Raw genomic sequence first — 17409 nt, forward strand, 5'->3', positions numbered from 1 at the left:
CCCCCGCGTCCAAGGAGCAAGCAGCCATGAGCCAGACCGTCCTGATCACCGGCGCCTCCAGCGGCTTCGGTGCCCTCACCGCCCGTGCCCTCGCCCGCGCCGGGCACACCGTGTACGCCGGGATCCGCGATGCCGCGGGGCGCAACGCCCCCCGGACCGCCGAGGCCGCCGCGTACGCCGCCGAGCACCGCGTGGACCTGCGCACCGTCGAGCTGGACGTCACCTCGCAGCCGTCCGTCGACGCCGCCGTCGACCAGGTGCTGGCCGGGGCCGACCGGATCGACGTCGTCATCCACAACGCCGGTCACATGGTCACCGGCCCCACGGAGGCGTTCACCCCCGAGGAGATCGCCGGCGTCTACGACACCAACGTCCTGGGCACCCAGCGCGTCAACCGGGCCGTCCTGCCCCACCTGCGCGCCCAGGGCCGCGGCCTGCTGCTCTGGGTCGGCAGCAGCAGCACCCGCGGCGGCACCCCGCCCTACCTGGCCCCCTACTTCGCGGCGAAGGCGGCGATGGACTCCCTCGCCGTCAGCTACGCCGCCGAGTTGGCCCGCTTCGGCATCGAGACGTCCGTCATCGTGCCCGGCGCCTTCACTTCCGGCACCAACCACTTCGCCAACGGCGGCCACCCCGCCGACCAGGCCAGGGTGGCGGCGTACGAGAAGCTCTACGCCGGGCTGATGGAGCAGGTCGCCGGGCGTCTCGCCACCCTGGCGCCCGCCGACGCGGACGTGTCCGCCGTCGCCGACGCCATCGTGGCGGTGGTCGACGCGCCTTACGGGAAGCGCCCGTTCCGGGTCCACATCGACCCCAGCGACGACGGCTCCCAGGAGGTCAGCGACGTCGCCGACCGCATCCGGGCCACCTTCCTCGACCGCATCGGCCTCGCCGACCTCCTCACCCCGCACCTCGCCTGACCACGGCGGGGGCCACGACGCCCGCCGATTCCGGGATTTGCCCCGGGGCCGGCGGGCGTCGGGCATCGCGGGTCCTCAGGCCCTGACGTCCGCGGTGGGGTCGCCGCGCAGCAGCGAGGCGGCGGCGGCGAGCACGGACATCGCGGTCGCGGTGGCGAAGACGATGACCAGGCCGTGGTGGAAGGGCGCGGAGATCAGGTTGGGGAAGAACTGCTTGCCGGTCAGGACGGCGGCGTTGTGCGGGGGAAGGGTCTGCAGCACGCCGGTCGGGCCGAGCAGGGTCCGCACCGGATTGATGCCGAGGAAGGCGGAGAAGACGGTGGAGACCGGCGGCAGCGACGCGGCGTGCTGGGCCACCGACGCGGGAACGCCCTGCGCCCGCAGTCCGGCCTCCAGGGTCTGCGGCAGGCGGCTGGCCAGGCCGGCGATCAGCAGGGAGAAGAAGACGCCGATGGACAGCGCCATGCCGGAGTTCTGGAAGGTGGACCGCATGCCGGAGGCCGCGCCCCGGTGGGCCGGCGGGACGCTGCTCATGATCGCCGAGGTGTTCGGTGCCGAGAACATCCCGGAGCCGATGCCGTTGAGCGCGATCAACAGCGCGAACGCCCAGTACGGGAAGGTGATCGGGAGCAGCAGCAGGCCGACGAAGCTCGCGGCGAAGACCAGCAGTCCACCGGTGGTGAAGTAACGCACGCCGAAGCGGTCGGACAGGTAGCCGCACAGCGGGCCGGAGATCAGGAAGCCGCCCGTCAGGGGCAGCAGGAAGATGCCGGCCCACAGCGGTGCGTCGGCGTAGTCGTAGCCGTGCAGCGGGAGCCAGATGCCCTGCAGCCAGATGATCAGCATGAACTGCAGGCCGCCACGGGCGATGGAGGCGAGCAGCGCCGCGGCGTTCCCGGCCGCGAAGGAGCGGTTGCGGAACAGTCCGAGGTGGAACATCGGCTGGGCGACGCGGGTCTCGACGACGCCGAAGACCACGAGGAGGGCGACCCCGCCGGCCAGTCCGGCCAGCACCTTCGGGCTGGTCCAGCCCATGGTGTGGCCGCCGTACGGCTGGATGCCGTAGGTGATGGAGACCAGCAGCAGGCCGCAGCCCCCGGCGAAGCCGATGTTGCCCCACCAGTCGATGCGGGCGTGGCGGCGGACGGAGGTCTCGCGCAGTGAGCGGTAGGCCCAGATGGTGCCGAGGACGCCGACCGGGACGTTGATCCAGAAGATCGCGCGCCAGTCCCAGGCGGAGAGCAGGCCGCCCAGCACCAGGCCGACGAACTGGCCGGACAGGCCCGCGATCTGGTTGATGCCGAGCGCCATGCCGCGCTGGCGTGCGGGGAAGGCGTCGGTGATGATCGCCGCGGAGTTCGCCATCAGCATCGAGCCGCCCAGCGCCTGGACGATCCGCCAGCCGATCAGCCACAGCGCTCCGGCGCCGCCGTGCGCGGGGTCGAAGGACAGAGCCACCGAGGCCAGGGTGAACACCACGAAGCCGAGGTTGTAGATGCGCACCCGGCCCACCATGTCGCCGAGCCGCCCGAGGGTGACCACCAGCACGGCGGTCACCGTCATGTAGCCCATGATCATCCACAGCAGGTAGCTGATGTTCCCGGCCGCGAAGGGGTCCAGGTGGATGCCCCGGAAGATCGCCGGCATGGAGATGATCACGATCGAGGCGTCCACGGTGGCCATGAACATCCCCAGCGTGGTGTTGGACAGCGCGACCCACTTGTAGCGATCCGGCAGCGGTCCGGGCGTGGCGCCGTCCGCCGGACGGGCTCCCGCCTCGACGCCCCCGGGGGTCTTGGGTATCCCTGTGTGGTCAGACACGACGACCGAGCCTTTCCAGGAGGGGGATCGCGGCGGACAGCTGCTCACGCTCGGCCGAGGTCAGCTCCTCGGCGATGGCCTCGGTCAGGCGCCGTCCCTTTTCCCTGCGGATGCCGAGCAGCGCCTCCAGCCCCGCGTCGGTCAGCGATACGACGACCCGGCGCCCGTCGTCCGGGTCCCGGTCACGGCCCACCAGCCCGCGTTCCCGCAGCGCGGAGACGATCGTGCCCATGGACTGGGGGCGGATGCCCTCACCGGCCGCCAGCTCGCTCGCCGTCGCCGGGCCCTCGCGGTCCAGCCGCACCAGCACCGAGGTCTGCGACAGGGTGAGTTCGCCTTGCAGGTGCACCTGGCGAAGCCGGCGCACCAGGGGCCCGAGGCAGGCGCGCAGTTCCGCGGCGAGACGCGCCGGGTCGTCGTGGATCTTCGTCACAATCCACAGTCTAAACTGTTCAGTCGAGGCTTACTATATGCCCATGAGTGATTCCCTTACCGCGACAACAATCCGGATCAGCGGCCACGACGGCGACGAGGTCGAGGCGTACCTGGCCCGCCCGCAGGGCGACGGGCGGCGCGGCGGCGTCGTGGTCATCCACCACATGCCCGGTTACGACCGGGCCACCAAGGAGATCGTCCGTCGGTTCGCCGAGCTCGGCTACGACGCGATCTGCCCCAACCTCCACTTCCGCGAAGCGCCCGGCGCGGCTCCCGACGACGCCGCCGCGGTCGCCCGGGCCAACGGCGGTGTGCCGGATCCCCGCCTGCTCGGCGACGTCGCCGGCGCCGCGGCCCACCTGCGTGCGCTCGACTCCTCCAACGGCAAGGTCGGCGTCATCGGCTACTGCTCCGGCGGCCGGCAGAGCGTCCTGGCGGCCTGCAACCTGGACGTGGACGCGGCGGTGGACTGCTACGGCGCCTTCGTCACCGGCACCCCGCCGGAGGGCTTCCCGCTGAAGGTCACCAACCTGGTCGACCAGTTGCCCGGGCTGCGCGCACCGCTGCTGGGCCTGTTCGGCGCCGACGACACGCACCCCAGTCCCGGTCAGGTGGCGGAGCTGGAGCAGATCCTGTCCGCCCACCGGAAGGACTTCGAGTTCCACAGCTACGAGGGCGCCGGCCACGCCTTCTTCTCGGTGGACCGCCCCGCGTACAACGTGCCCGCGGCCAACGACGGCTGGGAGCGGATCACCGCCTTCTTCGCCAAGCACCTCGGAGGCTGACCATGTGCACCTACACGACGATCAAGGGCTCCGTCGACGGCAGCGCCAAGGGACCGGGCAGCTCCTGGTTCCACGTGTCCGATGTGACGGTGTACTTCGACCATCCCGTCCACGCCATGGCCGAGCACACCCTGAACATCGACTTCGCCGACCCGTCCAAGGGCCCCTCGGCCCGGGTCGCACTGGAGCTGACCGCGGAGTCGGCCCGGCAGCTCGTCGCCGCCGTCCAGGAGGCGCTCGCGGCGGCCCCCGCTGAACTCACCGCCTGACCGGGCGGAGCACCGGGCGGAGCCGGATCAGGCGGTGCGGTCGATGTGGACGTTGGTGGACTTCACCCGCGCGGTGGCTTCCATACCGACCTCCAGGCCCAGCTCCTCGACGGCTTCGCGGGTCAGCAGCGAGACCAGCCGGTGGGGACCCGCCTGAATCTCCACCTGGGCGGCGACATCGCCGAGTTTGATGGCGGTGACGATGCCCGGGAAGGCATTGCGGACCGAGGTGTGGGAAGGCGTTTCGTCCGTGTTCCCGCTCTTGCCGAGCTCGGCGGAGAACTCGGCGAGATCCGGGCCGTCGATCAGTCGGCGGCCCGCCTCGTCCCGGTGCGTGGGAACCCGTCCCGCGTCCGCCCAGCGGCGGGCCGTGTCGGGGCTGACGCCGAGCAGCCGCGCGGCCTGACCGATGGTGTAGGACTGCATGCTCCGGATCCTAGTGCCCCTCCCGGCAAGCTTTGCCCTGTCGCGCCGCCCAGCACGCACGCTCGCGGCGTTGGCCAAAAGCCCTGGTAGCTCCGCTACAAGAACCTCCGGCCGCCTTGCGATCGCACGCACCGGACGACGCTCCTTGACGGGCAAACATCGCCGGTCACGGCACTAGGCCCTGTCCGACGTATACCGTCGACCGCCCGCAGGCCGGGCCCCGCGGTGTCCGGCCGGGCCGAGGGCCACCGGTGAGGCGGGTCAGCCCAGGTCGAGCAGCTGCTCGTGGAAGCCGCCGAAGCCGTGCTCCCGGTCGACGAGGTGGATCTCCAGGATCCAGTGGCAGCGGCGTCCGGCGCGGTCGGTGCGCCGCAGCGGCGTGTCGTTGCCGGGTGCGACGTACGACTCGACGTCGGCGCCGTCGATCGTCTCGTGCGGGAACTCGCCCACCAGGTGCCCGGCGTGCCAGCCGCCGAGCGTCCATCCGGCCTCGGCGGCCAGCCGCTCGACCTCGGCGTACAGCTGCTTGCCGGTGATGTCGGGCGCGGCCTCGAAGGCCCGCCGGCCGGCCGCGAAGATCCTCGGCAGGTCGTCGCGCAGTCGGTGCTTGACCGGGTCGTCACCGAGGACGAAGGTGCGCCCGAAGTCGGCCTCCCACTCCTCGAAGAGCGGACCGAAGTCGGCGAAGACGATGTCGTCCGCGCCGATGACCCGGTCCGGCGGATTCTCGCGGTAGGGCAAGAGGGTGTTCGGCCCGGACCGTACGACGCGCTTGTGCCAGTGGCGGGTTCTGCCGAACATCTCGTTCGCCAGATCACGGATACGGTCGCTGACCGCCCGCTCGCCCTCGCCCGCCGCGACCAGGCCCCGGTCCTCGATCGCGGCGAACAGCTCGACGGCCTTGGCCTGGGCCTCCAGCAGGCGCGCCGCGCGCGTGGCTTCGTCCGTCATACCCCCGACCGTACGTGAGCCTCGACGCGGATGGCGGTGATGGCGCTGATGTGCCGGGCCCCGCAGCGGTCCTGGGGGAGCACGAGTTGCGGGCCCTGGCGGTCGAGCGGGACGCCGTCCATCGCGGTGGCGAGCAGGACGGGGGCACGGCCGAAGTCGGGGTCGATCTCGCCCCAGGACAGCAGGGCGTGGTGGCCGTCCGCGCCGGTGACGGCGATGAGGAAGCGCAGCCGGTCCTTGCGGCGGGCCGGGTCGAAGTCGGGTTCGGCGGCGCACAGGACGTCATGCAGGAGCGGGCCCTGGAAGTGATGGCACTGCACTCCGCTGGTGGCGCATTCGAAGCTGACCTCGGCCTGCCGCTGGGGCCAGGCGTGCAGGTCCCGGACGGTGAGCCGGGCAGGACGGGCGATGTCGCCGGCCAGGACGAGCCCTGCGGGGGGACTGCTCACGGGCTTCCACCTCCGAAGGTGCTTCCTGCCGGCCTCTCGGTGATTCCCTCCGCGGCGGTTGTTCATGCCGCATGAGCCAGGCAAATATGAGCAGCATCACTCATATGCCACCTGTTCAGGCCATTCCTGTGCGCAACTGCTTCACCATGGTGATCGCTTTGCTCGGAGGAAGGCACAAGCGATGCGCCCTCCCCGAACCGTTGGGCTTATGCAATGTGACAACAGACTCAGCGCTCGCAGATGCGACACTATGATCGTCACATGGGCACGTACCGGACAGGTCGTGGAAGAACCGTGAATCCGCGCATCGGGCGCGGCAGATAGGGAGACCCTGTGATGATCCGTTCCGCGCGCCGCCGGACCCTGCAGCTGGCCGTCGGGGGCACGGCGGTGCTGCTGACGCTCAGCGCCTGCTCCTCCTCGTCCTCCTCCGACGCCTCGGGCGCCTCGGATTCCCCCTCGGCGTCCTCGTCGACGAAGCTCTCCGGGACGGTGACCGTCTTCGCCGCCGCCTCGCTCAAGGAGAGCTTCACGACCCTGGGCAAGGAGTTCGAGGCCGCGTACCCGGGCACGAAGGTCGAGTTCAACTTCGGCGGCAGCGACGTGCTGGCGGCGAGCATCACCTCCGGCGCCCCGGCCGATGTCTTCGCCGCCGCGAGCCCGAAGACGATGAAGATCGTGACGGACGCCAAGGACGCGACGGGCACCCCGGTCACCTTCGTACGCAACCAGCTGGAGATCGCGGCCCTGCCGGGCAACCCCAAGAAGATCAGCTCGCTCAAGGACCTCACCACGTCCGGGCTGAAGGTCGCGCTGTGCGCGAAGACGGTGCCCTGCGGCGCCGCCGCGCAGAATGCGCTGACCGCGGCGGGTCTCAAGCTCACGCCGGTCTCGTACGAGCAGGATGTGAAGTCCGCGCTGACGAAGGTGGAGCTGAAGGAGGTCGACGCGTCCATCGTCTACAAGACCGATGTGAAGGCCGCGGCCGGCAAGGTCGCCGGTGTCGAGTTCGCCGAGTCGTCCAAGGTCATCAACGACTACCCGATCGTGGCGCTCAAGAACGCCCCCAACGCCACGGCGGCCCAGGCGTTCATCGGGCTGGTGGAGTCCGCCGAGGGCCAGAAGGTCCTCACGACGGCAGGCTTCCTCAAGCCGTGAAACCCGTGACAGCGGAGGTCGTGGAGAACCGTCCCCGCTCGCGTGCGCGCGGGCGGGGACGGGGCCGGGCCCCGCTGCCGCTGCTGCTGCCGGCGTTGCTGGGCCTCGCCTTTCTGCTGGTGCCGCTGCTCGCCCTGCTGGTACGCGCCCCGTGGCGCAGCCTGCCGCAGCAACTGACCAGCGCCGAGGTCTGGCAGGCGCTGCGGCTGTCGCTGGTCTGCGCCACGGCGGCGACCGCCGTGGCGCTGGTGCTGGGGGTGCCGCTGGCCTGGCTGCTGGCCCGCACCAGCTTCCCCGGGCGCCGCATGGTCCGCGCGCTGGTCACGCTGCCGCTGGTGCTGCCCCCGGTGGTCGGCGGCGTGGCGCTGCTGCTGGCGCTGGGCCGAAACGGGGTCGTCGGGCGCTGGCTGGACTCGGCGTTCGGGATCACGCTGCCGTTCACCACGGCGGGCGTGGTCGTCGCCGAGGCGTTCGTGGCGATGCCCTTCCTGGTCATCAGCGTCGAGGGCACCCTGCGGGCCGCCGACGCGCGGTACGAGGAGGCCGCCGCCACCCTGGGGGCCTCCCGGTTCACCGCCTTCCGGCGGGTCACGCTGCCGCTGATCGCGCCGGGCGTGGCCGCCGGGGCCGTGCTGGCCTGGGCGCGGGCGCTGGGCGAGTTCGGCGCCACCATCACCTTCGCCGGCAACTTCCCGGGCCGTACGCAGACGATGCCGCTGTCGGTCTACCTCGCCCTGCAGAGCGACCCGGCCGCCGCCATCGCGCTGAGCCTGGTGCTGCTGGCCGTCTCCATCACCGTACTGGCCGGGCTGCGCGACCGCTGGATGGCCGCGCCATGACTCTGGACGCCCACCTCGTCGTGGACCGCGGCGGTTTCAACCTGGACCTGCGGCTGGCCGCCGCCCCCGGCGACGTCGTGGCCCTGCTCGGCCCGAACGGCGCCGGCAAGACCACCGCGCTACGGGCGCTGGCCGGCCTCACCCCGCTGAGTGCCGGCCATCTGCGCCTGGACGGCGCCGAGTTGGACGGCACCCCGCCCGAGACCCGACCGGTCGGCGTCGTCTTCCAGGACTACCTGCTCTTCCCGCACCTCACCGCCCTGGACAACGTCGCCTTCGGCCCGCGCTGCCACGGCATGCCGAAGGCCGCCGCCCGCGCCCACGCCGCCGACTGGCTGGACCGCATGGGCCTGGCCGACCACGCCGGCGCCAAACCCCGGCGGCTGTCCGGCGGTCAGGCCCAGCGCGTCGCCCTCGCCCGCGCCCTGGCCACGCACCCCCGGCTGCTGCTCCTCGACGAGCCGCTGGCCGCCCTGGACGCCCGCACCCGCCTTGACGTACGGGCCGAACTCCGCCGCCACCTCGCCGCCTTCGAGGCCGTCGCCGTCCTGGTCACGCACGACCCGCTGGACGCCATGGTGCTCGCCGACCGGCTCGTCGTCGTGGAGGGCGGCAGGGTCGTGCAGGAGGGCACCCCGGCCGACATCGCCCGCCATCCGCGTACGGACTACATCGCCAGCCTCGTCGGCCTGAACCTCTACCAGGGCCGCGCCGACGGCCACGCCGTCCACCTCGACGACGGCCCGCACATCACCACCACCGAGGACCTCACCGGCCCGGTCTTCGTGGCCTTCCCGCCCAGCGCCGTCACCCTGCACCGCGACCGCCCCGACTCCAGCGCCCGTAACGCCTGGCAGGGCGAGATCACCGGCCTGGAGTCCCACGGCGACCAGATCCGTGTCGACCTCACCGGCGAACTCCCCCTCACCGCCGACCTCACCACCGCCGCCGTCGCCGAACTCGGGCTTCACACCGGCGCCGCCGTCTGGGCCACCGTCAAGGCCGCCCAGACCCACGCCTATCCGGCCTGACCCCGGTGAAGGGCTTCGAGGCGGGCCAGTTCGCCGTCCGTGAGCCGGATCGCACCCGCGGCCACGTTCTCGGCGAGGTGGTCCGGATTGCCGGTGCCCGGGATGGCCAGCAGGTGTGGCCCCCGGTGCAGGGTCCACGCCAGCCGGATCTGCGCCGCCGACGCGTCGTGCGCGCGGGCGATGGCGAGTACGTCGTCGCTCTCAGTGCCGCTCGCGCCCCTTTCGCGTCCTTTTTCGCGTCCTTCGCCGGCGATCGCGAAGAACGGCACGAAGGCGATGCCCTGTTCACCGCAGGCCCGCAGGATGTCCTCGGAGTCGGGTTGCCGGTCACCGATGCCGTATCGGTTCTGCACGCAGACCACCGGCGCGATGGCCTGTGCCTCGGCGAGGTGTCCGGCCTTGATCCCGGAAACGCCCAGGTGACGGATGAGCCCGGCGTCGCGCAGGTCGGCCAGCGCGCCGAAGTGCTCGGCGATCGAACCCTTGCCGTCGGTCCGCAGGTTCACGACGTCGAGGTGGTCGCGGCCGAGCTGGCGCAGGTTCTCCTCGACCTGGCCGCGCAGCTCCTCCGGCGTGGCCCACCACCACCTGCCCGACGGATCGCGGCCCGGGCCGACCTTGGTGGTGATCACCAGGTCGTCCGCGTACGGGGCCAGCGCCCGGTTGATCAGCTCGTTGGCGGAGCGCAGCGACGAGAAGTAGAAGGCGGCGGTGTCGATGTGGTTGACGCCCAGCTCGAGCGCGCGCCGGAGCACGCTGATCGACCGCTCCCGGTTGCTCGGCGTCCCGTGGTCGAAGGCGGCACTGCCCGTCAGGCGCATCGCGCCGAATCCGAGCCGGTTGACCGTCAGATCGCCGAGTTTCCAGGTGCCCGCGGCAGCCGCGTTGATCTTCTCCGATGACATCATCGGAGTCTCGCACACGGCCTGTTGCCCAGGCCTGCCCTCAGCCGAAGATGTGCAGCTCCGTCCGCTCCGCTCCGGTCAGCTCATAGCGCGCGCCGGCAAGCGGCCGGTCGGCGAAGAGCCGGATCAAGGTCGGTACGTCCGTCGCGAGCCGGGCGGCGGGCCGCCCGTCGTGCGCGGTCCCGATGGCCAGCGGCGCGCTCCGGCCGGGCAGAAAGGCGTGCAGCAGCGGCGTCCTGCGCCTGCGGCCGGCGATGACGAGCAGGGCGAGGGCCGCCTCCGCGGACTCCCCCGCATAGGCGCCGGGCACGCCGAAGGCCTCCCGTACGTCGCCCGCGTGCACCCACTCCCCGAGCGCGACCAGGTCCAGCAGCCCGTCACTTCGAGCGGCGATCACCGGCCCGGCCTCCGTGAAGCCGCGCTCCAGCTCGTCCAGGACGCGGACGAGCGGCCAGTCGTCGCGTTCGGCGACATCGGCGGCGTTGGACTCGGGGGAGAAGACGCCCCGCTCCAGCCGGCCTTCGACGATCCGGATGAGGGCCGCGCCGCAGTGCGCGAGCACCTGGCGTGCGTTCCAGTCCGGGCAGGCCGTACGGAGGATGAAGGCATCGTCCGGAGTGCCGCGGAGCAGGGGCATCAGGGCGTCGCGCTCGGTCAGCAGCAGGCGGCCCGGCAGCTCCGGATCACGTAAGTCGTCGGTCATAGCACAGCATCCTGTCATTTCCACGGCCCCGGCTGCGGGGATGATCCCGGGCTCGGCTAGGGTGCGTCTGCTCCGGAGCCGGAGCTCGTTTTCCTGTTAAGGGGTGGGGATGTCCCGTCATCGGTTGTCGAAGCGGCAACGGTACGTCGCATGGTCGGTCGCGGGCGCGACCCTGCTGGTGGGAGGCGCGCTGACGGCCCAGGCCGCCACCACGACGACGGGGAGGCCGGCAGCGGTGACGTACTCCGGGCGCGCCTTCGACGCCTGCACTGCCCCGTCGCTGTCGGCCATGAAGGCCTGGAAGTCCTCGAACTTCTACGGCGCGGCGGCCGTCTACGTCGGCGGCAAGAACCGGGGCTGCTCGCAGCCGAACCTGACGTCGGCGTGGGTGAAGTCGGTCAGCACCGCCGGCTGGAAGCTCATACCGCTGTACGTGGGCGCTCAGCCGCCCTGCCAGACCAGCAGCAGCCCGGAGAAGCTCACCGCGTCCACCGCGGCATCGCTGGGCGCCACGGACGGCGCGGACGCGGTGGCGAAGGCGTCCGCGCTCGGCATGAAGGCCGGCAGCCCCGTCTACCTGGACATGGAGGCGTACGACATCACCGACACCTCCTGCGTCAACGCCGTCCTGACCTACGTCCACGCCTGGGACAAGGCCGTCAAGGCGAAGAACTACTACGCCGGGTTCTACGGCTTCAAGAGCACCAGCGCCTCCGCCGTCGCCAACGACCCGGACCGTACGAGCCTGCCGGACGCCATCTGGTACGCGTACTACGACAAGGTCAACACCACGACCACCGACTGGCCGTACAAGTCGACCTGGTGGGTCCACCACCAGCGCGGCCACCAGTACCTGGTCAACAGCAAGGAGACCCGCGGCGGTTACACCATCACCGTCGACCGCAGCGCCTGGGACGCGCCGGTCGCGATCACCTCGTAAGCCGGGCCGACCCGACCGAGCTGTTCGAGACGAGGCCTTCCACCCCTGGGTGGAAGGCCTCGTCTGCGTGTACCGGGCCCACGACCCGCTACGACTCCGCGGTCGCCACGTCCTTGCGGGACACCGCCAGGTAGGCGACCAGGCCGAGGATCGCGATCGTCCAGTACAGCGTGACGGGGCCCAGGCCCAGGGCGAGGCCGCCGCGCTGGGAGGAGACGCCCATCCAGTCGGCGAAGGAGGCGCCGAGGGGGCGGGTCACGATGTAGGCGAACCAGAAGGCGGGGATGGCCTTGAGGGAGAACCGCCAGTGGGCGAGGGCCGGGATGGCGATGACGACGGCGAACATGACGCCGGAGCCCAGGTAGCCGAGGCCCAGGGTGACCGCGGTGAGGTCGCCGGCAGCGGTGCCGAGGGCGAAGGTGGTGAGGACGGCGGCCCAGTAGAAGAGCTCGCGGCGGCGGGTGTGGATGCTGTGGATGGACAGGGTCTTCTCGCTCGCGTACCAGGCCGCGAAGACCACCGCCAGCGCCACCAGGAAGAACGGGGTGGACACCAGATACGGCACGCCCAGGCCGACGTGCAGGATGTCGGCGGCCATGGTGCCGAAGACACTGACCATGACGACGGCCGTCCAGTAGATCCACGCCACGTACCGCCGCATGGACAGCTGGAGCACCAGGGCGGCCACCAGCCCCACGCCGCCCAGCCCGACCGCGGGGATGGGGCCGAGCAGGTGGGCGAGGAAGTCCGAAGCCGTCTCGCCCATGCCGGTCGTCAGTACTTTGATGATCCAGAAGTAGACGGTGACCTCGGGAACCTTGCTCGCCGCGTGCCGGACGATGCGGTGGGTGCCGTGCTGGTGGAGTTGACCTGTTGCCATGGCAGGCACCCTTCCACAGCAAACTCTGTGCGGCCTATGCCCCTTTGCCAGCTGTTGATCTCCATGACCTGCTGTTAACCGCGCGCTTACCCCACGCAGGGCTGGCGCTGTTCGACCGGTTTCTAGCGTCGGAGACAACGGCGGTGCCCACACCGCCCACGTCTTGGGAGGTGGCGTCCGATGCGTCGTGCACTCGCTTCCGCCGCAGCCGGGCTTGTCCTGGTCGCCGGAACCGGAGCCGGAGCCGCGGCCTGCTCGTCGTCCTCAACATCCACGTCGTCCGCGTCCTCCTCGTCGGCCTCGTCGTCGTCCGCGGTGCCGAAGGAGACGAATCCACCTGGGGACATCCCGGATACGCAGGTGTACGTCCCGTGGTCGCCGTCCGGCGGCGGGTACACCGTGAAGGTGCCCGAGGGCTGGTCCCGTACGGCACAAGGGTCGGCGACGGTGTTCGCGGACAAGTACAACAGCGTGCGCGCCGAACCGGTCGCGGCCACGTCGGCGCCGACGGTCCAGTCCGTCCGTACGACCGACATCCCGGCGATCCGCGCGAAGAGCAAGGGCTTCAGCCTGGTCGACGTGAGCGTCGTGCAGCGCAAGGGCGGGAGCGCGATGCTGGCCGAGTACCACACCGATTCGGCGCCCGACCAGGTGACGGGCAAGAGCGTGTCCCTGGATGTGCAGCGATACGTGTTCTACAAGGCCGGAAAGGGCGAAGTCGTGCTGACCCTGTCCGGGGCCGTGGGCGCGGACAACGTCGACCCGTGGCGTACCGTCACCGACTCCTTCCGGTGGTCGTGATGGGCACCGCGACGGCACCGGCGCCCCCGGTGACCGCGGCGCTGAGCGCGCAGACCCTGTACCGGTTCTTCCGGGCCGGGGACGAGGAGACCTTCGCCCTGCAGGGCGTGAGCATGGACGTGGAGCGCGGCGAGATCGTGGCCGTGACCGGGCCGTCCGGGTCGGGCAAGACCACGCTGCTGAACTGCCTGGCGGGGCTCGACGAGCCGGACGGCGGCACAGTCCGGATCGCCGGTGAACGGCTCAGCCACCGGGTCGAGCGGGAACGAGGCATGGTGCGGGCCCGGCACATCGGGGTGCTGTTCCAGTCGGGCAACCTGCTGGAGCACCTGTCGGTGGGGGACAACATCGCGCTGGTCCAGCGCCTGGCGCGGCAGACCGCCACCTCCCCGCCGCAGGAGCTGCTGGAACGGGTCGGCATCGCCGGCCGCGCGGGCGCCCTGCCGCGCCAGCTCTCCGGCGGTGAGGCGGCCCGGGCCGGGCTCGCCGTGGCCCTGGCCAACGCGCCGGACGTACTGCTCGCCGACGAACCGACCGGCGAGGTCGACCGGGAGACCGAACGGCGGCTTCTGGTGCTGCTGCGCGAGCGCGCCGACGACGGGACAGCGATCGTCGTGGTCACCCACAGCCGGGCGGTGGCAGCCGCCGCCGACCGAGTACTGCGGCTGCGTGACGGGCGGTGGGTGTGATGGCAGAAGCCCTCGTCCGATGCGAGGACGCGGCCCGTACGTACGGCAAGGGGACGGGGGCGGTCGTCGCCGTCCACGGCCTCAGCTGCACGGTGCCGCCCGCGGCACGGATCGCGGTGGTCGGGCCTTCCGGGTCCGGCAAGTCCACCCTGCTGCACCTGATGGCGGGCCTGGACCGCCCGACGGCCGGCGAGGTGACCCACCCGGGGCTCCCGGACGGCACGCTCGCCCGGCACATCGGGGTCATCTTCCAGGGCCCCAGCCTGTTGCCGCCGCTGACCGCCGCCGAGAACGTGGCGCTTCCGCTGCGCATCGACGGCGTACCCGGCAGCGAGGCCGACGCCCGGGCCCTGGCGGCCCTGGACACCCTCGGCCTCGGCGGCCTGGCCGACCGGCTGCCCGACGAACTGTCCGCCGGGCAGGCCCAACGCGTCGCCGTGGCAAGGGTGCTGGCCCGCGGGCCGCGCCTGGTGCTGGCCGACGAACCGACCGGACAGCTCGACCGCGAGACCGGCCGCCAGGTGCTGGCCGTACTGCTGGCCGCCGCCGAGGAAATGGGCGCAGCGGTCGTACTGACCACACACGATCCACGGGTCGCCCGCGAGCTGGACGTCCGCTGGTACATGGCCGACGGGCGCCTGGTCCCGGAAAGGGGAGCGTGATGCTCAGGATCTGGCTGGCCGGGCTGCTACGGCGGCGCGGCGGCAGACTGCTCGGAACCGCGCTCGGAGTGGCCATGGCCGTGGCGCTGCTGGCCGCGCTCGGGGGCTTCCTCGGTTCGACCCGGGCGACCATGACCGCCCAGTCCGTACGCGGGGTCTCCGTGGACTGGCAGGTGCAGGTGGCGACCGGCGCCGACGCGCGATCGGTTCTCAACACCGTCCGGCACACCTCGGGCACCCGGGCCGCGCTGCCGGTCGGTTACGCCGACACCAGCGGCCTGAGCGCGACCACCGGCGGCACCTCACAGGCCACCGGGCCCGGCAAGGTGCTGGGCATCCCGGCCGGATACCGGTCGGCCTTCCCCGGCGAGATCCGGGTGCTGGCCGGCCGCGCCGACGGCGTGCTGCTGGCCCAGCAGACCGCCGCCAACCTGCACGCCGCCCCCGGCGACACGGTGACCATCGGGCGGGCGGCCGGACTGCCGCCGGTCAAGGTGACGGTGGACGGCGTCGTGGACCTGCCGTACGCCGACTCGCTCTTCCAGAAGGTCGGCGCACCCCCGCAGTCACAGGCGTCCGCGCCCCCTGACAACGTCGTGCTGCTGCCGCAGGCCGACTGGCACGCGGCCTTCGGCCCGCTGGCCACCGCACGCCCCGGCCTCGTCGTCGCCCAGGTCCACGCGCTGCGCAGCCACAGGCTGCCGCACGACCCGGCCGCCGCGTACAGCGTGGCCACCGGCAGCGCGCACAACACCGAGGTGAAGCTGACCGGCGTCGCCGGCCAGATCGGCGACAACCTCGGGGCAGTACTGGACGCCGCCCGCTCCGACGCGCTCTACGCCCAGCTGCTCTTCCTCTTCCTCGGCGTGCCCGGCGCCCTGCTGGCCGGGGCCCTCACCGCGGCCGTCGCCGGAGCCGGGGCCGCCCGCCGGCGCCGGGAGCAGTCGCTGCTGCGTACCCGTGGCGCGACCGCCGGCCGGCTGCTGGGCCTCGCGGCGGTGGAGGCGTTCGTCGTGGCCGCCGTCGGCGGCGCCGTGGGCCTCGGCGTGGCGGCGGTGCTGTCGCGTACGGCCTTCGGCTCGACCGGGGGCTTCGCCGCCGGCTGGGCGCCCGCCGCGCTCGTCGTGGGCGCGCTCATCGCGGGGGCGACCATCCTGGTGCCCGCCCGCCGGGACCTCAAGAACGCCACCGTCGTGTCCGGGCGCACGGCGATGGAACGCCGCCACGTGCCCCGCACGGCCTGGTGGGCCCTGGCAGCCGGACTGCTGGCGGTCTCCCTGATCGTCTTCCGGATCACCAGCGGCACCAACTACGCCCTCGTCCTCGCCCCTGAAGGCACCCCCACCCTGTCGGTGGACTACTGGGCCTTCGCCGGCCCCGCCCTGCTCTGGGCGGGCGGCGCCCTGCTGGCCTGGCTCCTGGTCGACCTGATGCTGCGGCGCGGCCGACCGATCCTGGCCCGGCTGCTGCGCCCCGCTGCCGGTGCCCTGTCCGGCACCGTCGCCGCCAGCCTGTCGCGGCAGCGCGGCACGGTCGTGCGGGCGGTGGTGCTGCTCGGCCTGGCGGCGGCTTTCGCGGCCTCCACGGCGGTCTTCAACTCCACGTACCGCCAGCAGGCCCAGGCGGACGCGGTGCTCACCAACGGCGCCGACGTCACCGTCACCGAGGCGGCCGGCTCCACGAGCGGCCCCGCCGACGCGGCCCGGGTCGCCGCCCTGCCCGGCGTACGGCACGTCGAGCCGCTGCAGCACCGCTTCGCGTACGTTGGCGCTGACCTCCAGGACCTGTACGGGGTCCAGCCCTCCACCGTCGTCGGAGCCGGGCGCCTCCAGGACGCCTACTTCTCCGGCGGCACCGCCCGGCAGCTCATGAACCGCCTGGCAAGCCAACCGGACGGCCTGCTGGTCAGCGCCGAGACCGCGAAGGACTTCCAGCTCCACCCCGGCGACCAGGTGCGGCTGCGCCTCCAGGACAGCCGTACGCACCAACTGCGCACCGTCTCCTTCCACTTCGCGGGCGTGGTGAAGGAGTTCCCGACCGCGCCGAAGGACAGCTTCCTCGTCGCCAACTCCTCGTACGTCGCCACCGCCACCGGCAGCAACGCCGTCGGGACCCTCCTCGTCGACACCGGCGGCACCGGGCAGAAGGCCGTCGCCGCGCACGTCCGCTCCACCCTCGGCCCCACCGCCCACGTCACCGACCTCACCTCCACCCGTACCGTCGTCGGCTCCAGCCTCACCGCCGTCGACCTCGGCGGCCTCACCCGCGTCGAGCTGGGCTTCGCCCTCGTCATCGGCGCGGCGGCCGGCGGCCTCGTCCTCGCCCTCGGCCTCGCCGAACGGCGCCGCACCCTCGCCCTGGCCTCCGTCCTCGGCGCACGGGGGCGGCAACTGTCCGGCTTCGTCTGGAGCGAGGCGGCCCTCGTCGCCGTCGCCGGCGCGGCGGCCGGCGCGGTCCTGGGCTGGGCCCTCTCCCACATGCTCGTCAAGGTCCTCTCCGGCGTCTTCGACCCACCCCCCGCCCACCTCGCCGTCCCCTGGACCTACCTCGCCTCTCTCGCCGCCGCCGTCGCCGCAGCGCTCGCCGCGGCCGCCTGGGCCGCCGCGCGCCACGCCCGCCGCCCCCCGCTCACGGAACTCCGCGAGCTGTAGGGGGGTGGACCTCCCCCACCCCGCCCCTTCCCGAAACCAGGGGGCTCCGCCCCTGGACCCCCAAACGCCCTCCGGGCGTGTCCTCAAACGCCGG

19 protein-coding genes are annotated in these 17409 nt (G+C 72.3%); 11 read left to right on the forward strand and 8 right to left on the reverse strand.

What is annotated here, in order from left to right:
- Positions 1-26 precede the first annotated feature (26 nt).
- Positions 27-920: an SDR family oxidoreductase gene (locus ACFXJ5_RS05285; RefSeq protein WP_384627107.1), complete on the forward strand. Its 894-nt coding sequence runs from the start codon at positions 27-29 to the stop codon at positions 918-920.
- A gap of 75 nt (positions 921-995) precedes the next feature.
- Here the strand turns inward: ACFXJ5_RS05285 and ACFXJ5_RS05290 are convergent, their stop codons facing one another.
- Positions 996-2741: an MFS transporter gene (locus ACFXJ5_RS05290; RefSeq protein ID WP_384627110.1), complete on the reverse strand. Its 1746-nt coding sequence runs from the start codon at positions 2739-2741 to the stop codon at positions 996-998.
- Positions 2734-3174 carry a MarR family winged helix-turn-helix transcriptional regulator gene (locus ACFXJ5_RS05295; protein WP_384627112.1) on the reverse strand — a complete coding sequence of 147 codons (441 nt, stop codon included), beginning with the start codon at positions 3172-3174 and terminating at the stop codon, positions 2734-2736. The genes ACFXJ5_RS05290 and ACFXJ5_RS05295 overlap by 8 nt, the downstream gene beginning before the upstream one ends.
- 43 nt (positions 3175-3217) lie before the next feature.
- Between ACFXJ5_RS05295 and ACFXJ5_RS05300 the strand changes: the two genes are divergently transcribed.
- Positions 3218-3961 (forward strand): dienelactone hydrolase family protein, encoded by a 744-nt coding sequence (locus ACFXJ5_RS05300; protein WP_384627115.1) that lies wholly within the window; start codon positions 3218-3220, stop codon positions 3959-3961.
- A gap of 2 nt (positions 3962-3963) precedes the next feature.
- Positions 3964-4230: a DUF6295 family protein gene (locus tag ACFXJ5_RS05305; RefSeq protein ID WP_384627118.1), complete on the forward strand. Its 267-nt coding sequence runs from the start codon at positions 3964-3966 to the stop codon at positions 4228-4230.
- Between the two features lie 27 nt (positions 4231-4257).
- On the opposite strand, the gene ACFXJ5_RS05310 is transcribed toward ACFXJ5_RS05305, so the two are convergent.
- The 3 genes from ACFXJ5_RS05310 to ACFXJ5_RS05320 all read right to left on the reverse strand — a co-directional run bounded on the left by ACFXJ5_RS05310 (position 4258) and on the right by ACFXJ5_RS05320 (position 6056).
- On the reverse strand, positions 4258-4656 hold the full coding sequence (locus ACFXJ5_RS05310) for a molybdopterin-binding protein (RefSeq protein WP_384627121.1): 399 nt from the start codon (positions 4654-4656) through the stop codon (positions 4258-4260).
- 261 nt (positions 4657-4917) lie between these two features.
- On the reverse strand, positions 4918-5607 hold the full coding sequence (locus ACFXJ5_RS05315) for a M24 family metallopeptidase (protein ID WP_384627124.1): 690 nt from the start codon (positions 5605-5607) through the stop codon (positions 4918-4920).
- Complete coding sequence (locus tag ACFXJ5_RS05320) at positions 5604-6056, reverse strand: molybdopterin-dependent oxidoreductase (protein WP_384627127.1); 453 nt, start codon at positions 6054-6056, stop codon at positions 5604-5606. Before ACFXJ5_RS05320 ends, ACFXJ5_RS05315 begins: the two co-directional genes overlap by 4 nt.
- 336 nt (positions 6057-6392) lie before the next feature.
- Here ACFXJ5_RS05320 and modA point away from each other — a divergent pair, with 336 nt between their 5' ends.
- Genes modA through ACFXJ5_RS05335 form a run of 3 tightly spaced genes read left to right on the forward strand, consistent with a single transcriptional unit; the run spans position 6393 to position 9084 of the window.
- Entirely contained in the window at positions 6393-7214 is an 822-nt protein-coding gene (gene modA, locus ACFXJ5_RS05325; protein ID WP_384627129.1) for a molybdate ABC transporter substrate-binding protein, read from the forward strand.
- 5 nt (positions 7215-7219) lie between these two features.
- Positions 7220-8053, forward strand: a complete 834-nt coding sequence (locus ACFXJ5_RS05330) for an ABC transporter permease (RefSeq protein WP_384628321.1) — start codon at positions 7220-7222, stop codon at positions 8051-8053.
- Positions 8050-9084, forward strand: a complete 1035-nt coding sequence (locus tag ACFXJ5_RS05335; RefSeq protein ID WP_384627132.1) for an ABC transporter ATP-binding protein — start codon at positions 8050-8052, stop codon at positions 9082-9084. The genes ACFXJ5_RS05330 and ACFXJ5_RS05335 overlap by 4 nt, the downstream gene beginning before the upstream one ends.
- Here ACFXJ5_RS05335 and ACFXJ5_RS05340 read toward each other — a convergent pair.
- Both ACFXJ5_RS05340 and ACFXJ5_RS05345 read right to left on the reverse strand, forming a co-directional pair.
- On the reverse strand, positions 9072-9989 hold the full coding sequence (locus ACFXJ5_RS05340; RefSeq protein ID WP_384627134.1) for an aldo/keto reductase: 918 nt from the start codon (positions 9987-9989) through the stop codon (positions 9072-9074). The two genes, ACFXJ5_RS05335 and ACFXJ5_RS05340, sit on opposite strands and share 13 nt — an antisense overlap.
- A 40-nt stretch (positions 9990-10029) precedes the next feature.
- On the reverse strand, positions 10030-10692 hold the full coding sequence (locus ACFXJ5_RS05345) for a maleylpyruvate isomerase family mycothiol-dependent enzyme (RefSeq protein ID WP_384627136.1): 663 nt from the start codon (positions 10690-10692) through the stop codon (positions 10030-10032).
- Between the two features lie 109 nt (positions 10693-10801).
- On the opposite strand from ACFXJ5_RS05345, the gene ACFXJ5_RS05350 reads away from it, so the two are divergent.
- Complete coding sequence (locus ACFXJ5_RS05350) at positions 10802-11632, forward strand: glycoside hydrolase domain-containing protein (RefSeq protein ID WP_384627139.1); 831 nt, start codon at positions 10802-10804, stop codon at positions 11630-11632.
- An 88-nt stretch (positions 11633-11720) separates the two neighbouring features.
- On the opposite strand, the gene ACFXJ5_RS05355 is transcribed toward ACFXJ5_RS05350, so the two are convergent.
- Complete coding sequence (locus tag ACFXJ5_RS05355) at positions 11721-12512, reverse strand: hypothetical protein (protein WP_384627141.1); 792 nt, start codon at positions 12510-12512, stop codon at positions 11721-11723.
- Between the two features lie 180 nt (positions 12513-12692).
- On the opposite strand from ACFXJ5_RS05355, the gene ACFXJ5_RS05360 reads away from it, so the two are divergent.
- Genes ACFXJ5_RS05360 through ACFXJ5_RS05375 form a run of 4 tightly spaced genes read left to right on the forward strand, consistent with a single transcriptional unit; the run spans position 12693 to position 17315 of the window.
- The gene (locus tag ACFXJ5_RS05360) at positions 12693-13313 is read left to right on the forward strand and encodes a hypothetical protein (RefSeq protein ID WP_384627143.1); all 621 of its coding nucleotides are present in this window, start codon (positions 12693-12695) and stop codon (positions 13311-13313) included.
- Entirely contained in the window at positions 13277-14002 is a 726-nt protein-coding gene (locus ACFXJ5_RS05365; RefSeq protein WP_384627145.1) for an ABC transporter ATP-binding protein, read from the forward strand. Before ACFXJ5_RS05360 ends, ACFXJ5_RS05365 begins: the two co-directional genes overlap by 37 nt.
- On the forward strand, positions 14002-14664 hold the full coding sequence (locus ACFXJ5_RS05370; protein ID WP_384627147.1) for an ABC transporter ATP-binding protein: 663 nt from the start codon (positions 14002-14004) through the stop codon (positions 14662-14664). The genes ACFXJ5_RS05365 and ACFXJ5_RS05370 overlap by 1 nt, the downstream gene beginning before the upstream one ends.
- Positions 14664-17315, forward strand: coding sequence for an FtsX-like permease family protein (locus ACFXJ5_RS05375; protein WP_384627150.1), 2652 nt, complete (start codon positions 14664-14666; stop codon positions 17313-17315). The genes ACFXJ5_RS05370 and ACFXJ5_RS05375 overlap by 1 nt, the downstream gene beginning before the upstream one ends.
- Positions 17316-17409 lie beyond the last annotated feature (94 nt).

Source organism: Streptomyces sp. NPDC059373 (assembly GCF_042751495.1).
Lineage (GTDB): Bacteria > Actinomycetota > Actinomycetes > Streptomycetales > Streptomycetaceae > Actinacidiphila.